Origin of the sequence: Pseudonocardia aurantiaca, assembly GCF_039526725.1 — a bacterium.
Taxonomy (GTDB): Bacteria; Actinomycetota; Actinomycetes; order Mycobacteriales; family Pseudonocardiaceae; genus Pseudonocardia; species Pseudonocardia aurantiaca.
This window is the reverse complement of the sequence record NZ_BAAAJG010000026.1, coordinates 31,983-50,821: the sequence shown is the minus strand read 5'-3', so window position 1 is coordinate 50,821 and position 18,839 is coordinate 31,983. Positions and strand designations below refer to the sequence as shown.

The 18,839-nt window shown below is 72.4% G+C and carries 20 protein-coding genes; 14 read left to right on the top strand and 6 right to left on the bottom strand.

Annotated features, from left to right (window positions below):
- Positions 1 to 167: 167 nt before the first annotated feature.
- Both ABD143_RS31200 and ABD143_RS31195 read left to right on the top strand, forming a co-directional pair.
- Complete coding sequence (locus ABD143_RS31200; protein WP_343985132.1) at positions 168 to 494, top strand: hypothetical protein; 327 nt, start codon at positions 168 to 170, stop codon at positions 492 to 494.
- A gap of 337 nt (positions 495 to 831) precedes the next feature.
- On the top strand, positions 832 to 1,293 hold the full coding sequence (locus ABD143_RS31195) for a hypothetical protein (protein ID WP_343985130.1): 462 nt from the start codon (positions 832 to 834) through the stop codon (positions 1,291 to 1,293).
- Positions 1,294 to 1,311: 18 nt separating this feature from the next.
- Here the strand turns inward: ABD143_RS31195 and ABD143_RS31190 are convergent, their stop codons facing one another.
- From ABD143_RS31190 to ABD143_RS31180, 3 genes are all read right to left on the bottom strand, one after another.
- Positions 1,312 to 1,977 (bottom strand): response regulator transcription factor, encoded by a 666-nt coding sequence (locus ABD143_RS31190; protein WP_343985128.1) that lies wholly within the window; start codon positions 1,975 to 1,977, stop codon positions 1,312 to 1,314.
- A gap of 150 nt (positions 1,978 to 2,127) precedes the next feature.
- Positions 2,128 to 3,735, bottom strand: a complete 1,608-nt coding sequence (locus ABD143_RS31185; protein WP_343985126.1) for a sensor histidine kinase — start codon at positions 3,733 to 3,735, stop codon at positions 2,128 to 2,130.
- Complete coding sequence (locus ABD143_RS31180) at positions 3,722 to 4,048, bottom strand: hypothetical protein (protein ID WP_343985124.1); 327 nt, start codon at positions 4,046 to 4,048, stop codon at positions 3,722 to 3,724. Before ABD143_RS31180 ends, ABD143_RS31185 begins: the two co-directional genes overlap by 14 nt.
- A 45-nt stretch (positions 4,049 to 4,093) precedes the next feature.
- Here ABD143_RS31180 and ABD143_RS31175 point away from each other — a divergent pair, with 45 nt between their 5' ends.
- From ABD143_RS31175 to ABD143_RS31150, 6 genes are all read left to right on the top strand, one after another.
- Positions 4,094 to 5,650, top strand: a complete 1,557-nt coding sequence (locus ABD143_RS31175) for an AlkA N-terminal domain-containing protein (RefSeq protein ID WP_343985122.1) — start codon at positions 4,094 to 4,096, stop codon at positions 5,648 to 5,650.
- Complete coding sequence (locus ABD143_RS31170) at positions 5,647 to 6,147, top strand: methylated-DNA--[protein]-cysteine S-methyltransferase (protein ID WP_343985120.1); 501 nt, start codon at positions 5,647 to 5,649, stop codon at positions 6,145 to 6,147. The genes ABD143_RS31175 and ABD143_RS31170 overlap by 4 nt, the downstream gene beginning before the upstream one ends.
- A 439-nt stretch (positions 6,148 to 6,586) precedes the next feature.
- Positions 6,587 to 7,282 carry a hypothetical protein gene (locus ABD143_RS31165; RefSeq protein ID WP_343985118.1) on the top strand — a complete coding sequence of 232 codons (696 nt, stop codon included), beginning with the start codon at positions 6,587 to 6,589 and terminating at the stop codon, positions 7,280 to 7,282.
- Positions 7,279 to 8,478: a S8 family peptidase gene (locus tag ABD143_RS31160; RefSeq protein WP_343985116.1), complete on the top strand. Its 1,200-nt coding sequence runs from the start codon at positions 7,279 to 7,281 to the stop codon at positions 8,476 to 8,478. The genes ABD143_RS31165 and ABD143_RS31160 overlap by 4 nt, the downstream gene beginning before the upstream one ends.
- Positions 8,479 to 8,604: 126 nt before the next feature.
- Complete coding sequence (locus tag ABD143_RS31155; RefSeq protein ID WP_343985114.1) at positions 8,605 to 10,143, top strand: DNA recombination protein RmuC; 1,539 nt, start codon at positions 8,605 to 8,607, stop codon at positions 10,141 to 10,143.
- A gap of 16 nt (positions 10,144 to 10,159) precedes the next feature.
- Complete coding sequence (locus ABD143_RS31150; protein ID WP_343985112.1) at positions 10,160 to 10,747, top strand: DUF6542 domain-containing protein; 588 nt, start codon at positions 10,160 to 10,162, stop codon at positions 10,745 to 10,747.
- Here ABD143_RS31150 and ABD143_RS31145 read toward each other — a convergent pair.
- A complete protein-coding gene (locus ABD143_RS31145) occupies positions 10,677 to 11,636 on the bottom strand; it encodes a 4-hydroxy-3-methylbut-2-enyl diphosphate reductase (RefSeq protein ID WP_343985110.1) in 960 nt (319 codons plus the stop codon). The genes ABD143_RS31150 and ABD143_RS31145 overlap by 71 nt on opposite strands.
- Positions 11,637 to 11,744: 108 nt before the next feature.
- Between ABD143_RS31145 and ABD143_RS31140 the strand changes: the two genes are divergently transcribed.
- From ABD143_RS31140 to ABD143_RS31130, 3 genes are all read left to right on the top strand, one after another.
- On the top strand, positions 11,745 to 12,302 hold the full coding sequence (locus ABD143_RS31140) for a lipid droplet-associated protein (protein ID WP_343985108.1): 558 nt from the start codon (positions 11,745 to 11,747) through the stop codon (positions 12,300 to 12,302).
- A 72-nt stretch (positions 12,303 to 12,374) separates the two neighbouring features.
- Positions 12,375 to 13,661, top strand: coding sequence for an exodeoxyribonuclease VII large subunit (gene xseA / locus ABD143_RS31135; RefSeq protein ID WP_343985106.1), 1,287 nt, complete (start codon positions 12,375 to 12,377; stop codon positions 13,659 to 13,661).
- A complete protein-coding gene (locus tag ABD143_RS31130) occupies positions 13,658 to 13,876 on the top strand; it encodes an exodeoxyribonuclease VII small subunit (protein ID WP_343985104.1) in 219 nt (72 codons plus the stop codon). Before xseA ends, ABD143_RS31130 begins: the two co-directional genes overlap by 4 nt.
- Here the strand turns inward: ABD143_RS31130 and ABD143_RS31125 are convergent.
- Positions 13,857 to 15,080 carry an FAD-dependent monooxygenase gene (locus ABD143_RS31125; protein ID WP_343985102.1) on the bottom strand — a complete coding sequence of 408 codons (1,224 nt, stop codon included), beginning with the start codon at positions 15,078 to 15,080 and terminating at the stop codon, positions 13,857 to 13,859. The two genes, ABD143_RS31130 and ABD143_RS31125, sit on opposite strands and share 20 nt — an antisense overlap.
- Positions 15,081 to 15,286: 206 nt before the next feature.
- On the opposite strand from ABD143_RS31125, the gene ABD143_RS31120 reads away from it, so the two are divergent.
- Entirely contained in the window at positions 15,287 to 16,189 is a 903-nt protein-coding gene (locus ABD143_RS31120; protein WP_343985100.1) for a TetR/AcrR family transcriptional regulator C-terminal domain-containing protein, read from the top strand.
- A gap of 142 nt (positions 16,190 to 16,331) precedes the next feature.
- On the opposite strand, the gene ABD143_RS31115 is transcribed toward ABD143_RS31120, so the two are convergent.
- Positions 16,332 to 16,946: a DUF4245 domain-containing protein gene (locus ABD143_RS31115; RefSeq protein WP_343985098.1), complete on the bottom strand. Its 615-nt coding sequence runs from the start codon at positions 16,944 to 16,946 to the stop codon at positions 16,332 to 16,334.
- A gap of 147 nt (positions 16,947 to 17,093) precedes the next feature.
- On the opposite strand from ABD143_RS31115, the gene glpX reads away from it, so the two are divergent.
- A complete protein-coding gene (glpX, locus tag ABD143_RS31110) occupies positions 17,094 to 18,170 on the top strand; it encodes a class II fructose-bisphosphatase (RefSeq protein WP_343985096.1) in 1,077 nt (358 codons plus the stop codon).
- A 118-nt stretch (positions 18,171 to 18,288) separates the two neighbouring features.
- The gene (locus ABD143_RS31105; RefSeq protein ID WP_343985094.1) at positions 18,289 to 18,786 is read left to right on the top strand and encodes a L,D-transpeptidase; all 498 of its coding nucleotides are present in this window, start codon (positions 18,289 to 18,291) and stop codon (positions 18,784 to 18,786) included.
- The last annotated feature ends 53 nt before the right edge of the window (positions 18,787 to 18,839 follow it).

Sequence of the window (18,839 nt, the reverse complement as noted above, 5' to 3'; positions counted from 1 at the left end):
GGTTACAAGCGCTCCTGTTTCCTGCTGCCCGGGGCAGCGGGCAGTAGGGCCGAGTTGTTCAGGGCCCTCCTCAACCTGAAAACGGCCTCATCTGGATCTCCCGGATTACTCATGCCCGCCCGGCAGCGTGGTCCTCGTCAGCGAAAACGATCGAAGGAGCGAGCACCATGGAACGTCCGGCCACTTGGAAGATCCTCACCGTCGGCGCCGCCCTCAGCGGGCTCGGCATCGCGGGAGCAGGCATCGCGGCCGCCTCCGATGACGACGACCGCCTGACGCCGCGGCCGATCACGGTCGTCTCGACCTCGGGCGGCGGCGCTGCGCCGCTCGCACCGGCCCCAGCCGCAGCCGACATGTCCCCGGAATCGGCGGACTCGCCGTTCGAGAGCCCCTTCGAGTCGCCCGACTCGCCGTTCGACAGCCCGGACGACGACGGCTGGGACGACACTCCGCACGACGACACCCCGGACAACGACGACCACGACGACGACTGACCGCAGGCGACGCAACACCCGGGTCCGGCCGCACCCCTTCGGCGGCCGGACCCGTCGCTGACGGGAACGAGCTGTTCGACCCCCGATCACGCTCTGGCGGGAGTTCTTCACCCAAAGGGAACGATCTACCGAACAGAACAGCTGCTACCCGTCGTCCGCACGGTCTGCTGAGCAGCGGCTTCCCGTTTGGTTGCTCACTCCATCGTTGCGGGCGCTGCGGCGTCCGGGTGGCGCCGAAGGTGATCTTCACCCGTTTGGCTACCCTGGATAACGCTCACGGCCCTGGATCGATGGTCTGAGTGGGCTCATGTCATCTCACGGAAGTGGTGGTGCGCTCGTGCGGTTCCCGTCTCGGCCCGTGCTCGCGGCGTCCGTCCTCGCCGCACTCGCTGCGAGCGGTGGCACCGTCCTGACGATGCCCGACGGGGCGGTTGTCGACGCGGCCCAGTCCGCCCCCGACCTTCCGGCGGCCCCCGGCGCGCCCGCGCAGAACCCCGCAGATGCCCCCACGGTGGCCGGCCCGCCCGTCTCCGGAGCGCAGATCGCGGGGCTCGCCCTCGCGCCGGCCCGGGAGCGGGCGGACTCGCTGATCGCCCAGCGCGCCGCCGCCGCCGAGGCCGCTGCCGCCAACGCCGCGGCGGAGGAGGAGAAGGCCCGGCAGGAGGCTCAGCAGGAGGAACGGGCCAACCAGAACGCCCAGCGCCGACCGGGCAACAGCCAGTGGGAGCAGTTCCGCCGCGATCTCCGCAAGGCGTGCGACGAAGGCCGGATCCAGGGCCAGATCTGCCGCGGCGCCTGATCGTCAGGGCAGGTCTAGTCAGGGCAGGTCGTCGAGCCGGTAGCCCATACCGCGCACGGTGGCGATCCGCTCGGCACCGAGCTTGCGACGCAGGTACCTGACGTACACGTCCACGACGTTGGACCCGGGGTCGAAGTCGTAGCCCCACACGTGGCTGAGCAACTGCTCGCGGGATAGCACCTGCCCCGGGTGCCGCAGGAAGGTCTCGGTGAGCGCGAACTCGCGGGCCGACAGGTCGACCGTGCGCCCGCCGACCTGCGCCCGCCGGGTCCGCAGGTCGAGCTGGAGACCACCGAGGGTCAGCACGGTGAGCTCCGCCGACCGATCCGTGGCCAGCCGCAGCCGCACCCGGGCCAGCAGCTCCTCGAAGCGGAACGGCTTCGGCATGTAGTCGTCGGCGCCGCCCTCGAGGCTCGCGACGGTGTCCTGCACGCTGTCGCGCGCGGTCAGCACGATCACGGGAATGTGACACTGCTCGGCCCTGAGCTTGCGCAGCACCGTGAACCCGTCCACACCCGGCAGGCCGATGTCCAGCACCATGAGATCGAACCCGCCGGTCAGCGCGTAGTCGTACGCCGAGTGCCCGTCGCCGACCACCGTCACGGCGAACCCGTTGGCCGAGAGCCCCTTCTCGACGAACGCGGCGATGCGCGGCTCGTCCTCGGCGATCAAAATCCTACTCACGAGCCCTCCTCGCTGGCGCTCGTCGGCCGCGTTCGCGGCACTGCTGTATCCAATGGTGAGCTCGCAAGCTCGCTCACTAGCCCTCCTCGCTGGCGCTCGTCGGCCGCGTTCGCGGCGCTGCTGTGCCCGATGGTGAGCTCGCAAGCTCGCTCACTGGCCCTCCTGCCGGACGACCGCCGGGATCACGACGGTGAACGTGGCGCCGCGGCCGGGCACGCTGTCGAGCAGCACCTGCCCGCCGTGCGCGACCGCGATGGCGCGGACGATCGACAGCCCCAGCCCGGCCCCGTCCGAACGCGGCCCGGCCTCGGTGCCCCTGGAGAAGCGCTCGAAGATGCGGGCCCGGTCAGCGGGACTCACGCCGGGGCCGGTGTCGGACACCCAGAACCGCAGCCGCCCGTCCGTGAGCTGCGACCCGATGCCGATGCGATCCCCAGGGGCGGTGTGGCGGCACGCGTTGTCGGCGAGCGCGACGACGGCCTGCGTGATGCGCTGGGGGTCCAGCACGGCGTCGACGCGGGCGGCCGTCTCCAGCACCCATTCCCGCTCGCCGAGCCGCTCGACCTTGTCGAACGTGTCGGCGGTGAGGTCGGCGACGTCGACCGGCTCCAGGTGCAGGAACGTGGGCTGCTCGGAGCGGACGAGCAGCAGGAGGTCGCTGACCATGCGGTTCATCCGGCTCAGCTCGTCGTCGACGAGCGCGACGGTCGTGCGGACGTCGTCGGCGTCGGTCGGGTCGAGCACCTCGAGGTGCCCGCGCACGATCGTGATCGGCGTGCGCAGCTCGTGGCCGGCGTCGTCGGTGAACCGGCGCTGCGCGGCCACCCCTGTCTCGACGCGGTCCAGCATCGCGTTGACGGTGCGCACGAGGTCGCCGAGCTCGTCGGCGTCGCCCGCGTGTGGGATGCGCCCCGAGAGGTCGGTGTCGGTGATGGTGCGGGCGGTCTCGGCGACGGCCCGCAGCGGGCGCAGGATGCGCCCGGCCACGAGCCAGGCGGCAGCGGCGGCGCCGAGCAGGGTCACGCCCCCGACCACGAGCATCAGCCGGGCGGCGTCGTCGGCGTAGGCGCGCTCGGCGTCGGCGAGGAATGCCGCGACGATCACGCCGCGCGCCGGGTCGCCCTCGAGCTGCACGGGGATGGCCAGGTAGCGAACCTCGCCGGCGGCCGGGCTGTCGTAGATTCCGTTGATGACCGGCACCGGCACGTTCGCGACGAGCGCGGCGAAGTCGTGGTCCCCGGCGAGCACCTCCGGCGTGCCCGGCTCCTGGCGGCTCTGCGTGCGGTAGCCGCCGTCGACGTAGCCGAGGAACTTCTCGTTGGGCCGCGCCGGGTTGTAGGCGATCGCCTCGCCGATGACCTCGTCGACGGACCCGAACGGCAACCCGGTGCGGGGGTTCACGCCGGGGGCGGTGAGCTCCTCGAACTCCTCCACCTCGAAGCGCAGCGCCGCGTCCATGCGCTCGTCGGTGACCTGGATGAGAAGCCGCCATGTCACGAACGTGACGACGGCAAGCGCGGCGAGCACGAGCAGCAGGACCCAGCCGATGATGCGCGTCCGCGCGGTCGACGGGAGCAGCCGCCGCACGCGGGGCGCCGCGGCCAGGGTCGGCACCGTCGGGGGGTCGTGCGTCGCAACCATCGAGGTCCTTGTACTGGCCTGCGCGCTGGCGATGGCCCGGTCGGAATGGTGCAGGTAGCCATCCTGGCCGAGATCACCCGCGCCACGCGGGCCGCCGGGCCGGTCAGTCGTCGTCATCCGGACCGTCGTCCCCGGGGCCGTCGTCGTCATCATCGTCGTCGTCCACCGGAGGCGGCGGCGCCACGTAGCCCTCGGGGTCCCGCGGGGCGGGTTCGGGGAATCGCTGCGGCGGTGCAGCCGCTCCCGGGTCCGCCGGGTTCACCGGGTTCACTGGGCCGGGCTGGCCCGCGGGCACGGGGACGGCAGGCGCGCGGACCGTGATCGGTTCGAGCGGACGGTCGTCGCCGGTGCCCGCGCTGAGCGTCACCACGCCGACCGCCAGCACGACCGTGAGCACGACGGTCGTCGCGATCACGAGCGGGATGCGCATGGCCACGACGATCACCGGTCGGGGTGGCTCCCGGATGAGAGCCGGATGAAAAGACTTTCATCTGCGCTCGCGTCCGATTTCCGCCAGAGGGGCTGCATCTCCGGTGGCAGAGTCAACGTCGTGCTACTCGACCAGGACCGCTGCTACCGCGCCGTCGCCTCCCGCGACGCCCGCTTCGACGGGCACTTCATCACCGCGGTGCGCACTACCGGCATCTACTGCAGGCCTTCGTGCCCCGCCATGACACCGAAGCGGTCGAACGTGGAGTTCCTGCCCACGGCGGGAGCGGCGCAGCAGCGCGGCTACCGCGCCTGCCGCCGCTGCCAGCCCGACGCCGTACCCGGCTCGCCCGACTGGAACCTGCGCGCCGACCTTGCCGCCCGGGCCATGCGGCTCATCTCCGACGGCGTGGTCGAGCGCGACGGCGTGCCTGGCCTCGCCGCACAGCTCCGCTACTCCGAGCGCCACCTCAACCGGGTGCTCACCGCCGAGCTCGGCGCCGGTCCGCTGGCCCTGGCGCGGGCGCACCGCGCGCACACCGCCCGGCTGCTCGTCGAGACCACTCCGCTCGGGATGGCCGACATCGCGTTCGCGGCCGGGTTCGCGAGCGTCCGCCAGTTCAACGACACCGTGCGCGAGGTGTACGGGGTACCGCCGACAACCCTCCGCACGGAGGCCGGGCGGCGCCGGGGCGCGGTTCCCGCCGTCGCCGGGACGCTCGTGCTGCGGCTGCCCTACCGCCCGCCGTTCGACGCGGAGGGGTTGCTCGCATTCTTCGCCGCCCGCGCGCTCGACCGCGTCGAGAGCGTGCGCGACGGCGTCTACCGCCGCACGCTGCGGCTGCCGCACGGCGCCGCGACCGTGGAGCTGCGGCCCGAGACCGCACACGTCCTCGCGACGCTGCGGCTGGCCGACCCGCGCGACCTCGGCCCGGCTGTGGCCCGGCTGCGCAGGCTTCTCGACCTCGACGCCGACCCCGTCGCCGTCGACACCGTGCTGGGCGCGGACCCGGTGCTCGCGCCACTCGTCGCCGCCACTCCGGGCCTGCGCCTGCCCGGCACGGTGGACGGCGTGGAGACCGCGCTGCGGGCCGTGCTCGGCCAGCAGGTCTCGGTGGCGGCCGCGCGCACTGCGGCGAGCAGGCTGGCCGCGGCGCTCGGCGAGCGCCTCCCTCCCGGCCTGTCCGGTGACGGCCCCGACCTGCTCTTCCCCACCGCCGCCGCCGTCGCCGAACGCGGCATCGACGTGCTGACGGGCCCGGCCCGGCGCATCGCCGCCGTGGTCGGCCTGGCCACGGCCGTCGCGGACGGATCGCTCGTGCTGGATCCCGCCCGCGACCCCGCCGACCTGCGCTCCGCGCTCACCGCGCTGCCCGGGGTCGGGCCGTGGACGGCCGGCTATCTGGCGATGCGCCTGCTCGGCGACCCCGACGAACTCCTCGCCACCGACCTCGCCGTCCGGCGCGGGGCGGCGGCGCTCGGCCTCCCGTCCGACGCGGACGGGCTCGCGGCGCGGGCCGCGGGCTGGGCGCCGTGGCGGTCCTACGCCGCCGTGCACCTGTGGCGAGCCACCTCCACCACCACCCAACGGAGCACCTCATGAACACCGCGACCTGGTCCACCATCGACACCCGCATCGGCCCGTTCACCGCAGTCGTCGACGCCGACGGCGCGGTCATCGCCTCCGGCTGGACGGCGTCGCTCGACGAGCTGATGCCGCAGGTCCACCCGACGCTGCGGCCGGCCGCGCTGGAGCAGGGCGACCTCGGCCCCGTCGCGGACGCCATCACCCGCTACCACGACGGCGACCTGTCCGCGATCGACGACGTGCCCGTCCGGCAACGGTCGGGCGAGTTCCTGGAGCACGCCTGGGAGGTGCTGCGCACGGTGCCGGCCGGGGCGCCGGTGACCTACACCGAGTACGCGGCGAAGACCGGCCGTCCCGCCGCCGTGCGCGCCGCGGCCTCGGCCTGCGCCCGCAACGCCGTGGCGCTCTTCGTCCCGTGCCACCGTGTGTTGCGCACCGACGGCACGCTCGGCGGATTCCGCTGGGGAGTGACGGTGAAGGAGCAGTTGCTGGCGCACGAGGCGGGCCGCTGACCGGCTCGAACTGCACTTTTCGGCCAAACCGGTAGGAAGATCCACTTCGGGTGAGGCGTCATAAGATCACCCTGTTGGGGGAACTGGTAACTCGCAGACCGCGTCCGTGGGCGCCCTGTCGTTCCGCGGAAGGTCCAGGTCGACCTCGGACGATGCCGGTCGGGTGGGGTGACCGCGTGCCCCGGCGCCGTTCACCCGCTCCCCCGAGCTCGACGCGGAGATGACAACCTTGTCCTACCCACCCCCTCCCGGTTACCGACCACCCCCGCAGGGGCCCGCGCCCGGATGGCAGCCAGGCCTCCAGTTCCAGCAACCGGGCCCGCACGCAGGGTGGCGGCCACCCGTCCCTCCTGTCGGGGCGCCACCTGGCCAGCACTATCCCGCCGGCCCGACCGGCAACCCCAAGCCGAAGGGTCGCCCGCGCCGGGTCTGGGGTGTAGTGCTCATCGCGTTCGGGGTCATCCCGCTGCTGGCCGGCGTCCTGGTCATCGCCAAGGCCATCAGCAACGCGCAGCAGACGACCGGCAACGACACCTTCTTCCAGGTCGCGTGGCACAACCTGGGTGCCACGGAGATCTTCCCGGACCGCATCGGCGAGCACGCGGAACTGGTCGATGACGCCAGAGGGCTCGACACCTGGTACCGGGCGGGCATCGAGGAGACGACGTGCGCGGACGGGTTCCGCGGGCTGTTCCTCGAGGAGGCCTCGCGGTACCAGTGCACGACCCTGCTGCGCGCCACCTACATCGACCTCACCGACTCGGTCGCTGCGACCGTCGCGGTCGCGGTCTTGGACAAGACCGGCGCCGACGCCCTCTACGAGTACGACTACGACAAGGGCAGGGACGTCGGCGCGATCCTGCACGCCTATCCGGTGGAGGGCACCCCGGCCGCGGCGTGGAGCGACGACCATGCGGTCGCGAGCGACGTCCGCACCGTTTCCTCCGACGAGACCGACCAGGCGTACCTCATGGCCGCCACCGTCGGTCCGCTCGACGGCCGGACCGTGGCGCAGCTACCGGGCAAGTGGAGCTACTCCGAGCGCAAGGAGGTCGAGCCCTACTTCGGGATCGCGGAACAGGTGGCCTCGCACCTGCAGAGCAAGTTCGACACCGCGAGGGAGGAGGGATCGTGAACCGCTGGTCGCGACCCGCGCACCGCGCTGTGCTGGGCGGTGGCGTCGCGATGATGACCACCGCGCTCGTGCTGGCCTCTCCGAGCCCCGCGAACGCCGCTCCCGATCAGGCGGGCGGCCCCGGATGGGAACTGACGGCGATGTCCGTCGGCGCGGCGCACGAGATCACCCAGGGCGAGGGGGTCACCGTCGCCGTTCTCGACAGCGGCATCCGCACCGACCACCCGGCGCTGGAGGGCCGGGCCGAGGAAGGTACGGACATGCTCGGCGAGAACGACCGTGACCAGCCGTACTACGGAAACCACGGCACCGCGATGGCGAGCAGCGTGCTCGACGTCGCCCCGCAGGCCAAGGTGCTCGGGATCCGCATCACCCGCGACGACGACGACCCGGACTTCTCCCCCGACGCCTTCGCGTCCGGCCCTGATCCGGTGACCGGCACAGCTCTGCTGCGGGGGATCCAGCAGGCCGTCGCGGCCGGGGCGGGCGTGATCAGCATGTCCGTCGGCGACGGGCAGACCGTCCTGTCGGGGTACGACGCCGACACCCAGAACGCCATCGCCGAGGCCAACGCCCGCGGGATCGTCGTCATCGCCTCCGCAGGCAACGAAGCGAAGGACCTCAACGGCATCAGCTACCCGGCCGCCTTCGCCGGCGTCATCGCGGTCGGCGCCGGCACGCCCGGCGGCAGACGCGCCGATTTCTCGCAGGTACACGACTACGTCGACGTGCTCGCACCGGGAGTCGACATCAACGCCGCCGATATCAACGGCGGCCGGAGCCCGGGCAAGGGAACATCCCCGGCCGCTGCCCTCACCGCCGGCGCGGCGGCGCTGATCCGCTCGGCGTACCCGGGCCTCTCGGCGGGCCAGGTCGAGAAGGCGCTGGAGACCACCGCCTCGCACTACTCCGCCGGCCATGATCCCGAGACCGGGTACGGCCAGATCGACGCCGCGGCGGCGCTGAACGCGGCGAGCGGGATGACTCCTGGGGAGATGATCCCTGCCGCGACGATCTACACGGGTCCGGAGCACTTCGGCCCGGGAGACGACGGCACACCGAGGGCGACGCACGTGCCGTTCGACTGGGAGTACGTCGCGATCGCCATGGTCGGCATCGTGCCCGGTGCCTTGATGATCCTCTTCGGCATCAGGCTGTTCAGGGGCAGTCGGGCGCGCAGGAGAGCCATGACCTGACGGCTCGGGGCTGCCCAGCCACCTCGACCATCCGTTCGACCGTTCGCCGATCCGCCTGCGCCGTTGAGCCCCGGGCCCGGCGCGCCTTCCCGGGTTCCGTCGGTGGGGCTGTGCACCCTTGCCGGTGTGGACACGACGACCGTATCCGTGCTGCTCATCGGCGTGATCGTGGGCGCGGCGCTCGGTGCGGGCGCCGCGTACCTCCTCGTCGTGTCCAAAGCGCGGCTCACGGCGGCGGAGGCCGCGCGGGCCGCCGCCGACGCCTCCGCGATGCTCCGCGCCGACGCCGCAGGGCTCCGCGCGGAGCGCACCGGACTGCTGGAGCGCCTCGACGATCTCACCGAGGCGCACGAGCGGGCCGTCGAGCGGCTGCGCCGGGCGGAGTCCGAAGCCGCCGGGGCCAACGCTGCGCTGCAGGGGGAACGGGAGGCGGGAGCCCAGCGCGAGGCCATGCTGACCCGCCGCGACGCGGAGCTGAAGCAGGCGTTCCAGGCCCTGTCGGCCGACGCGCTCGCCCGCAACAACGAGCAGTTCGTGGCGCTCGCCGAGGGCCGCATCAAGGAGGCAACCGCCGCGCTGTCGGCGAGGGCCGAGGGCGACTCGACGGCGCGGGCGGAGGCGCTCGGCAAGCTGCTCGACCCGGTGGCCGCCACGCTCCAGCGTGTCGAGGGCCAGCTGCGCACCGTCGAGAAGGAGCGCGAATCGGCGTATGCGGGCCTCCGCGAGCAGGTCAGCGCCATGCGCACCAGCTCGGATCGCCTGCAGGACGAGACGAAACAGCTGGTCAACGCCCTGCGCGCGCCCCAGGTGCGCGGCCGGTGGGGTGAGCTGCAGCTGGAGCGGATCGTCCAGCTCGCGGGGATGGTGGAGCACTGCGACTTCTCCACGCAGGTCGTCGGGCAGGGCGAGGACGGCGGCGTGCGGCCCGACATGGTGGTGCACCTGGCGGGCGGCAAGCAGGTGGTCGTGGACGCGAAGGTGCCGTTCGCGGCGTACCTGGAGGCCGTCGAGAGCCGCGACCCGGGTGTGCACCGCGAGCGGCTGGCCGCGCACGCCCGTCAGCTGCGCCAGCACGTCGACTCGCTGAGTGCCAAGAGCTACTGGGCGGCCTTCCAGCCGTCGCCGGAGTTCGTGGTGCTGTTCGTGCCCGGCGACCCCTTCCTCGAGGCGGCGCTGCAGGCCGACCCGGCCCTGCTGGAGCACGCCTTCTCCAGCAACGTGGTGATCGCCACCCCCACCACGCTCATCGCGCTGCTGCGCACGGTCGCCTACAGCTGGCGGCAGGAGGCGCTCGCCCGCAACGCGGCGCAGGTGCACCAGCTCGGGAAGGAGTTGCACAGCCGCCTCGCGACGATGGGCACGCACGTGGCCAAGCTCGGTCGGAGCCTCGACGCGGCGGTGTCCAGCTACAACCAGACCGTGTCGTCGCTGGAGGCGCGGGTGCTGGTCACGGCCCGCAAGCTCACCGACCTCGAGGTCACCGACGAGGACATCCCCGCTCCCGCCCAGGTCGAACGCGCCCCGCGCACGGTCGCCGCGCCGGAGCTGGTGGCCTCGGCCGCCGACTCCCTGGTGGCGCTGCACGAGCTGAGCCGGCTGGACCGGCAGGCCGAACGGCCCGGTGGCGACGGGCGTCCAGAACCTCGGGCTACCGTGAGGGGATGACCAGCGGGACCTTGCGGTGACGGGCGACGACGGCGAGCGGCCGTCCCGGCGACGCGTCCGGCCCGAGTCCGACGAGGGCCCGCCGCCGGTGAAGCGGACGGGCGGGCAGTGGCCGATGGCCGAGCGATCCGTGCTCCCCACGGTGCTGGGCATCCGGCCGTACGCCGCGGTCGGCCTCGGCGCAGTGCTCACGGCCGTCGGGGTTCTCGTCGACCTGACGCGGATCGGCACCTTGGGCGCGGTGTTCACGATCTGCCACATCGCCGGCTGCGTGCTCGCCGTGGCGTGGGTGCGCCGCGACGGGCTATTCGGGCCGATGGTGCAGCCGCCGCTGCTCGTCGCCGCGGCGGTGCCGGTTGTGGTGCTGCTCGCGGGCTCCCCGCGCCCCGGTCAGGGTGTGGCCGACCGCCTGCTCGTGATCGGCGCGCCGCTGGTCAACGCGTTCCCGATCATGGCAGGCACCACCGGCGCCGTGCTGGTGCTCGGGTTCCTCCGGATCTTCCTGCAACGGCCGCTCGACGCGCCCACGCCGGCTAGCGCGCAGCGCTCCGGGCGGGGCGCAGCTCGCGGGGCAGGGAGAACGTCAGGGTCTCCTCGGCGGTAGTGAGCTCCTCCACCGACTCCCAGCCGCGCTCGGCGACGTAGTCGAGTACCCCGCGCACCAACACCTCAGGCACGGACGCCCCGCTGGTGAGCCCGATCGTCTCGACACCCTCCAGCCAGGCGTCGTCGATCTCGCGCGCAAAGTCGATGAGGTACGCCGCGCCGGCTCCCGACTGCAGCGCCACCTCGACGAGCCGCACCGAGTTGGACGAGTTCTTCGAGCCCACCACGAGCACGAGGTCGCAGTGCGGCGCCATCGCCTTGACCGCCACCTGGCGGTTCTGCGTGGCGTAGCAGATGTCGTCGGACGGCGGGTTCTGCAGGGACGGGAACTTCTCGCGCAGCGCGCGCACCGTCTCCATCGTCTCGTCGACCGAGAGCGTGGTCTGCGAGAGCCACACGACCTTCTCCGGGTCGCGCACGGTGACACCCGCGACGTCGGCGGGCGTCTGGACGAGCTGGATGTGCTCGGGAGCCTCACCCGAGGTGCCCTCGACCTCCTCGTGGCCCTGGTGGCCGACGAGCAGGATGTCGTAGTCCTCGCGCGCGAACCGCTTGGCCTCGTGGTGCACCTTCGTGACCAGCGGGCAGGTGGCGTCGATCGTGCGAAGGCCGCGGTCCTTCGCCTGGTCGCGTACAGCGGGCGAGACACCGTGGGCGGAGAACACCACGAGCGCGCCCTCCGGCACCTCGTCGGCCTCGTCCACGAAGATCGCGCCGCGCTCGGTGAGCGTCTCCACGACGTGGACGTTGTGGACGATCTGCTTGCGGACGTAGACCGGCGCGCCGTGCTGCTCGAGCGCCCGCTCGACGGCCTCGACGGCGCGGTCGACGCCCGCGCAGTACCCGCGCGGCGCGGCCAGCAGGACGCGCTTCCTCGCTCGCGACATGGCCCCAGCCTACGGGCGGCCGATCAGGGACGCCCGATGGTCGGGCCCCTGCGCCGGGAGACACACCCGGAGCTGCTGATGTCGGGGCTCCGGGGGAGACTGTGGGGCATGAGTCCGCTGCCGCTGCCGGTCCGCATCGCCGCAGGCCTCGTCGCCACCGCCGTGGAACAGGCGAGGGATCTGCCTCGACTCGTCGTCGAGTTCCCTGTCACCGCTGTGAGCCAGGCGCTGCAGGCGTCGATGCGCATGCAGCAGAAGGTCACCGAGCTGGCGATCAAGGGCGACCGCGCACTGGGCACACTCCGCCCCGTCGAGGAGCGGCCGAGCTGGGCCACGTTCGACGACGAGGACGACGACGAGCGCGTCGCGCGCAACGGCGCCGTCACCGAGCTGCGGCGCACCAGCAGGCCCGAGCCGGACACAATCGTGGAGACCGTCGTCGAAGCAGTTGTCGAGCCGGAGGCGCCCGCCGCCGAGGACGTGGTGACCGGGCCCAACGTGCTGCCCGACTACGCCTCGATGACGATCCCGCAGCTGCGCGGCCGCCTGCGCCACCTCACCGTCGAGGAGCTCCGGTCACTGCTGGCGTGGGAGACGGCCCGCGGGAACCGCCCGCCCTACGTCACGATGCTCTCCAACCGGATCACCACGGTCACGGAAGCGTGACCGAGCCCGCGAGGTCACCATTCAAGACAGCAGTCCGCTCGCGGTGCTGACGAGCGTCAGCGGGGAAGCTCCGTGAGTTCTTCCACCTCGCCCGAGCAGCCGTGGCCAGTCCGCACGGTCGCGCGGAAGATCGCCGAGTGGGTCGACCGGCTGGGTGCGGTGTGGGTGGAGGGCCAGCTCGCACAGGTCACGGCCAGGGCAGGCACCGGCACCGCGTTCCTGGTGCTGCGTGACCCAGCCGCAGACGTGTCACTGCAGCTCACGGCCCCGATCGGGCTCGTGCGTGACGGCGGCCCCGCCGTGGCCGAGGGCAATCGGGTGGTCGTGCACGGCAAGCCGTCGTTCTTCCTCGGCCGCGGCACGCTGAGCCTGCGGGTCGACGAGATCCGCGCCGTCGGGATCGGTGAGCTGCTCGCCCGGATCGAACGGCTGCGCAGGCTGCTCGCCGCCGAGGGCCTGTTCGACGTGGCCCGCAAGCGCCGCCTGCCGTTCCTGCCGGGTTGCATCGGCCTAGTCACCGGGCGGGCATCGGCCGCCGAGCACGACGTCGTGACGAACGCGCAGGCGCGCTGGCCCGCCGTGCGGTTCCGGATCGAGAACACCGCGATGCAGGGCGCCCTCGCCGTGCCGCAGATCGTCGACGCGCTCGGGGCGCTCGACCGTGATCCCGTGGTCGACGTGATCGTGCTGGCCCGGGGCGGCGGGAGTGTGGAGGACCTGCTGCCGTTCTCCGACGAGACGCTCTGCCGCGCCGTCGCGGCCTGCCGCACTCCCGTGGTCTCGGCGATCGGCCACGAGCCGGACACGCCCCTGGTCGACCACGTCGCCGACCTGCGCTGTTCCACCCCCACCGAGGCCGGCCGCAGGCTCGTCCCGGACCTCGCGGAGGAGAGCGCGCGGATCGCCGGTCTGCGCGACCGGGCCCGGCGGGCGCTCGCCGGGTGGGTGGACCGCGAGGAACGACTGCTCGCCGCGTTGCGCGGGCGGCCTGTGCTGGCCGAGCCGCTGCGGGCGATCGACGCGCGGGGCGTCGAGGTGGAACGCCTGCGCGACGGCGCCCGCGCGTGCCTCGTGCGGGGGCTGGACCGGCGCGCCACCGAACTGGACCACGTCAAGGCCCGGCTGACGACGCTCGGCCCGGCCGCCACACTCGCCCGTGGCTATGCGGTGGTGCAGCGGATGACCGGCGACGACCCGCTGCCAGTGCTGCGCTCGGTCGACGAGGTCGGAACCGGCGACCGGCTGCGGATCCGGGTCGCCGACGGCGCGGTCGTGGCCGAGGTCGCGGGAGACGAGAAGGCCCCCGACAAGGCGCAGCCGCCCGCCAAGCGGCGCAGGACGAAAGCGAGTTCGACGTGACCGAACGCCCCCCGGTGGACGGGCTGGGCTACGAGCAGGCCCGCGACGAGCTGGCCGAGGTGGTGCGCGCGCTGGAGGCGGGCGGGCTCGGCCTGGACGAGTCGGTGGCGCTGTGGGAGCGCGGCGAGGCGCTGGCCCGCCGCTGCGAGGAGCAGCTGGCCGGCGCCCGCGAACGCGTGGAGAAGGTGCTCGGCGTCACGGAGCAGGGCGAGTGACCGGGGCCGCGGAGATCGTGTAGTCGGGCAGGGTGATCGCCTCGGCCTTCGTGAACTCCTTGGCCACGACGTTCCGCAGCGGCCACCGGGTCATCCAGCGCGTGGTCTGAAGGCGCAGCGCGATCATGAGGCGCGAGGCCGGCACGAACCCGTCCACGCCGCCAGGCGGAAGCTGCTGCGTCTCCTTGATGTAGGGCCGCAACACGGTCTCGTACGCCGCGAACGCGGCCTGGTGGTCGCCTCCTGCCCGCGCCAGCTCGCCCGCCAGTACGTACGCGCCCACAAGCGCCGCGCTGGTACCGAGGCCCGAGATCGGCGACGGGCACCAGGCCGCGTCGCCGAGCAGCACGACCCGGCCCGTCGACCACGAGTCCATCTCGGCCTGGCCGAGCTCCTCCCAGAAGACGTCGCTGCTGGTCTGCATGTCGGCGATCACCTGGTCGGCCACCCAGCCCGCGCCGGTGAACGTCCCGGCGAGGAGGGCGCGCACGGCCTCCTGGTCGCGGCGGTCCACGCCCCCGGCCGGCGTCCGCATGCCGAGTAGGGCCTTGACGGTGGCCGGGTCGCGGTCGGGCCGGAGCGCGACCATCGTGCCGGGCGCGTTGTACATCTCGAACCAGCCGTCGAGGCGGTAGCGGTTGGGCACGGTGAAGTACGCCGAGATGCAGCCGAGCGGGCGCACAAACCGCTCCTCCGGCCCGAACGCGAGCGTGCGCACGCCCGAGTGCAGCCCATCGGCCCCGATCACCAGCGCGAACCGGCGCTCCGGGGCGCGGCCGAACCGCACCGTGACACCGTCGTCGTTCTGCTCGATGCCGGTGATCGCGTCGTCGAACAGGTACTCGGTGGTCTCGCGGGTGGCGTCATGGAGCAGCTCGGCGAGGTCGCCGCGCAGCACCTCGATCTCGGCGACGATGCCCTCGCCGCCGAACGCGTCGGCCGACATCTCCGCCCTCCGCCTGCCGTGTGTGTCGACGAAGGCGATGCCGCGCTCCTCCACGCGGATCGCCTTGACGGCGTCGAGCAGCCCCATCCGCTCGACGACGGTGCGCGCGGCACCGCGGACGTCGACGGTCTGCCCGCCGGGCCGCGGCGCCGCCGCGCGCTCGACGATCGTGGGCCGGTAGCCGGCGCGGCTCAGCCAGTGGGCCATGGCGGGCCCGGCGATACCGGCACCGGAGATCAGGACATCCTTTTCGTGCATCGTACGACTCCCCCTCGTTTCGAGCTTTCCGATCGCCAGTGACTGTACAGCGTACGGTAATATGTTCAAGCTCGACTGGCCAGTCACCAGCAGATTAATTCAAAGCGCACTAGTACAGTAGAGTCGGGAGTGCGGGGGTGGAGAGCGGCGTGCAGGCACGACACCCAGCCTCCGCACTAGGGCACCTGCTGTCTGAAGGGAGAGCCGTGACCGAACCCGCATCCGCCCGGATTGCCGCTGACCTCCGCGCGCGCATCAGCGACGGCGAGCTGGCCCCCGGCGACCGCGTCCCGTCCACCCGCGAGCTCACCCGACGCTTCGGGGTGGCGATGGCGACGGCCACGAAGGCGCTCACCACCCTCCGGCAAGAAGGGCTCGTCCGATCGGTGCGCGGGGTCGGCACGGTCGTCGCGGAGCGGTCGCGGACTCCGCACCCCCGGGCCACCGCGCCGGGACCCGCGGCCGACCGCATCGTCGACACCGCGATCCGGATCGCCGACGCCGAGGGGCTCGCCACGATGTCGATGCGCCGCGTCGGCGCCGAGCTCGGCATCGCCACCATGTCGCTCTACCAGCACGTCGCGAGCAAGGACGACCTGCTGCTGATGATGATCGACCGGGCGTTCGGCGAGGAGCTACTTCCCGCCGGGCCGCCAGAGAGCGCGCGGGCCGCGCTCGGGACGTCGGCACGCACACAGTGGTCCTGCTACCGCCGCCACCCCTGGCTCGCCCAGGCGATGTCGCTCACCCGCCCACAGCCCGTGGCGAGCGTGCTCGCGCACACCGAGTACGTGCTCACCGCGCTCGACGGCCTGGGCCTCGACACAACGGAGGCCTTCAACGTCCAAATCATGCTCGTCAGCTACGTGCGCGGGATCGCGATCAACCTTGAGACCGAGGCGCAGGCCGAGGCGGAGTCGGGCATGGACAACGACGAGTGGATCCGGGCTCATACGGACCCACTCAAGTCACTCACCGCGGGCGGCAACTTCCCCATGTTCGAGCGGGTCACGGCACTGGACGACTTCGACTTCGACCTCGACGCCCTGTTCGAACTGGGCCTGACCAGCATCCTCGACGGCCTAACGACCCGCCTCACCCACCCCTGACACAACTCAGCCGCACTCGGACAGCGACTCGCGCGCACCCACGCCCCGACTCGCGCGCACTCACGCCCCGACTCGCGGGGCCCCCGCGAGTCGGGGTCTGAATGCGCGCGAGTCGGGGGCTCAGTGCGCGCGAGTTGCGGTGTTACCGCGCGGGGATCAGTTCGCCCTGGGTTGCGGCGGTCGCCAGGGTTCTCAGGTCGGGTTCGCTGCCACTGCCCGTTATCAGCATCCGCACCGCGGACGCGTCCGGCGTCGTGACCTCAGTGATCCAGATCGGTTCCGCCCGCTCGCCCGGACCCGTGTACGCCACCCAGCGCGCGCCGTCGACGTCGACGACTCCCTGCGCCGGCGCGGGCTCTCCACCCGTCTCGGCCGTGAGCAGGGCTTCCTCGGTGGCGTTGCTCTGTACCAGGCGCAGGAAGCGGCCCTCGGTCGTGAGGTAGCCGGTGCGCACGGACAGTCCGCCGTCCGGCAGGGACAGCCGGTCGGCCGAGTTTGCGCGCCAGTCCGACGGCACCGCCGGGATCCGCACGGAGAACGGGAGGTCGATCGCCAGCCGGCGCAGCTCGGCGGGGGCGTCGACGACGGGGAGCCGGCTCGAGTCGACGGTGGGGCCCGCCGGAGTGAAGGAGCACGAGCGCGAGATCCCACCGACCACGAGGACCACCAGCAGGAGCACCCCGATCGCGGCGATCATGTCGCGCACGGTGAGGGCGGAACGCGGCGGCTTCGACGGCGGGCCGGGTGCGGTGCTCACGAGGTCAATGGTGCAGCACGTGCGGACCGTCTCAGCCGCCGCCGGGTTGCGAGCCCACTACGAGGCAGACTGATCTGCGAGGATCTGAGCATCCCCAGCGCGGCTACGGCCCCGCGCGCCGTCGGCAGGGGAGATGAGGAGGCCGAGATGACCACGTCCGCGAACGGGGCAAGCGCCCGCGAGCGTCGCCGCGAGGCGCCCGACCGCAACCTAGCCATGGAGCTGGTGCGTGTCACTGAAGCGGCCGCAATGGCCGCCGGCCGCTGGGTGGGGCGCGGGGACAAGAACGGCGGTGATGGCGCTGCAGTCGACGCCATGCGCCAGCTCATCGGCAGCGTCTCGATGCGCGGGGTCGTCGTGATCGGCGAGGGCGAGAAGGACGAGGCGCCCATGCTCTACAACGGCGAGCGCGTGGGCAACGGGGAGGGCCCCGACTGCGACGTGGCCGTCGACCCGATCGACGGCACAACGCTGATGGCCAAGGGCATGCCCGGTTCGGTAGCGGTGCTGGCCGTGGCCGAGCGCGGCGCGATGTTCGACCCCGCGGCCGTGTTCTACATGGAGAAGCTCGCCGTCGGCCCGGAGGCGGCCGACGTCATCGACATCACCGTGCCGGTCGGCGAGAACATCCGCCGGGTCGCCCAGGCCAAGCACCTCGACGTCGCCGACGTGACCGTGTGCGTGCTGGACCGCCCGCGGCACGACGCGCTCGTGAAGGAGATCCGCCGCACGGGCGCGCGCATCCACTTCATCGCCGACGGCGACGTGGCCGGCTCGATCTCGGCGGCCCGCCCGAACACCGGCATCGACCTGCTCGTCGGCATCGGCGGCACCCCCGAGGGCATCATCAGCGCAGCCGCGCTCAAGTGCATGGGCGGCGCGATCCAGGGCCGGCTGTGGCCACGGGACGACGACGAGCGGCAGAAGGCCCTCGACGCCGGGCACGACCTCGACCGCGTGCTCACCACCGACGACCTGGTGCAGGGCGACAACGTGTTCTTCTGCGCCACCGGCGTGACGGACGGCGACCTGCTCAAGGGTGTGCACTACAGCCCGGGAGGGTGCACGACCCAGTCGATCGTGATGCGCTCCAAGTCCGGCACCGTGCGCATGATCGAGGGCTACCACCGGCTCACCAAGCTCCGCGAGTACTCCTCGGTCGACTTCGACCTCTCCGATGAGCAGCTCGCCGCCGTGGAGCACTCGGCGCCACCTCTTCCGTGACTCCAGCCCGGCGTCCGTGGTCCAATTATGCGGGCGGCACCACCCGTTCGAGTTGATCGCTCCGGGTGGTGTGACAGCTCCTTGCCGTCCGTGATGAGGCAGGAGGTGCGGATTGCGCGTGGTCAAGGTGCTAGGTCTGCTCGTCGTGATGGCGATGGCGAGCCTGCTCGGTGTCGGTGTGGGAGTCGCGTCCGCAGCGCCGTCGGCACCCGTCGCGCTCCCAGCCGCCGAGCCCCCGCCCCCGCCGCCGCTTCCCGCGACCGTCCCCGACACCCCGTGCCTCGCGACGGCCCGCGCGTGCGTCGAGCTGGGTAGCGACCAGGCCTGGCTGATCAGCGACGGCGAGGTCGAGTACGGCCCCGTGCCGATCACCCACGGCCGCCCCGGCTACCTCACCCCGCCCGGGACGTTCCAGGTGACGTTCAAGAGCCGCGACCATGTCAGCACGATCTACAACTCCCCGATGCCGTACGCCGTGTTCTTCAATGAAGGCATCGCGTTCCACCATGGCAGCCTCGAGTCGAAGTCACACGGCTGCATCCGCCTCCCGCGCAGCGCGGCCCGGACGTTCTTCCACTCGCTCGACCGCGGAGACGTGGTGCAGGTGGTCGCCTGACCCCTCGTTGTCGATCTACACTTCCGCTCCGACTTCGGGGGTGCGAAGTGGAC

What these genes read in the sequence shown, in the direction of transcription:
- ABD143_RS31200 (WP_343985132.1), top strand. Translation starts at nt 168, where the DNA reads ATGGAACGTCCGGCCACTTGGAAGATCCTCACCGTCGGCGCCGCCCTC.
- ABD143_RS31185 (WP_343985126.1), bottom strand. Translation starts at nt 3,735, where the DNA reads ATGACGACGACTGACCGGCCCGGCGGCCCGCGTGGCGCGGGTGATCTC.
- ABD143_RS31180 (WP_343985124.1), bottom strand. Translation starts at nt 4,048, where the DNA reads ATGCGCATCCCGCTCGTGATCGCGACGACCGTCGTGCTCACGGTCGTG.
- ABD143_RS31175 (WP_343985122.1), top strand. Translation starts at nt 4,094, where the DNA reads ATGAAAAGACTTTCATCTGCGCTCGCGTCCGATTTCCGCCAGAGGGGC.
- ABD143_RS31170 (WP_343985120.1), top strand. Translation starts at nt 5,647, where the DNA reads ATGAACACCGCGACCTGGTCCACCATCGACACCCGCATCGGCCCGTTC.
- ABD143_RS31145 (WP_343985110.1), bottom strand. Translation starts at nt 11,636, where the DNA reads ATGTCGCGAGCGAGGAAGCGCGTCCTGCTGGCCGCGCCGCGCGGGTAC.
- ABD143_RS31140 (WP_343985108.1), top strand. Translation starts at nt 11,745, where the DNA reads ATGAGTCCGCTGCCGCTGCCGGTCCGCATCGCCGCAGGCCTCGTCGCC.
- ABD143_RS31125 (WP_343985102.1), bottom strand. Translation starts at nt 15,080, where the DNA reads ATGCACGAAAAGGATGTCCTGATCTCCGGTGCCGGTATCGCCGGGCCC.
- glpX (WP_343985096.1), top strand. Translation starts at nt 17,094, where the DNA reads ATGACCACGTCCGCGAACGGGGCAAGCGCCCGCGAGCGTCGCCGCGAG.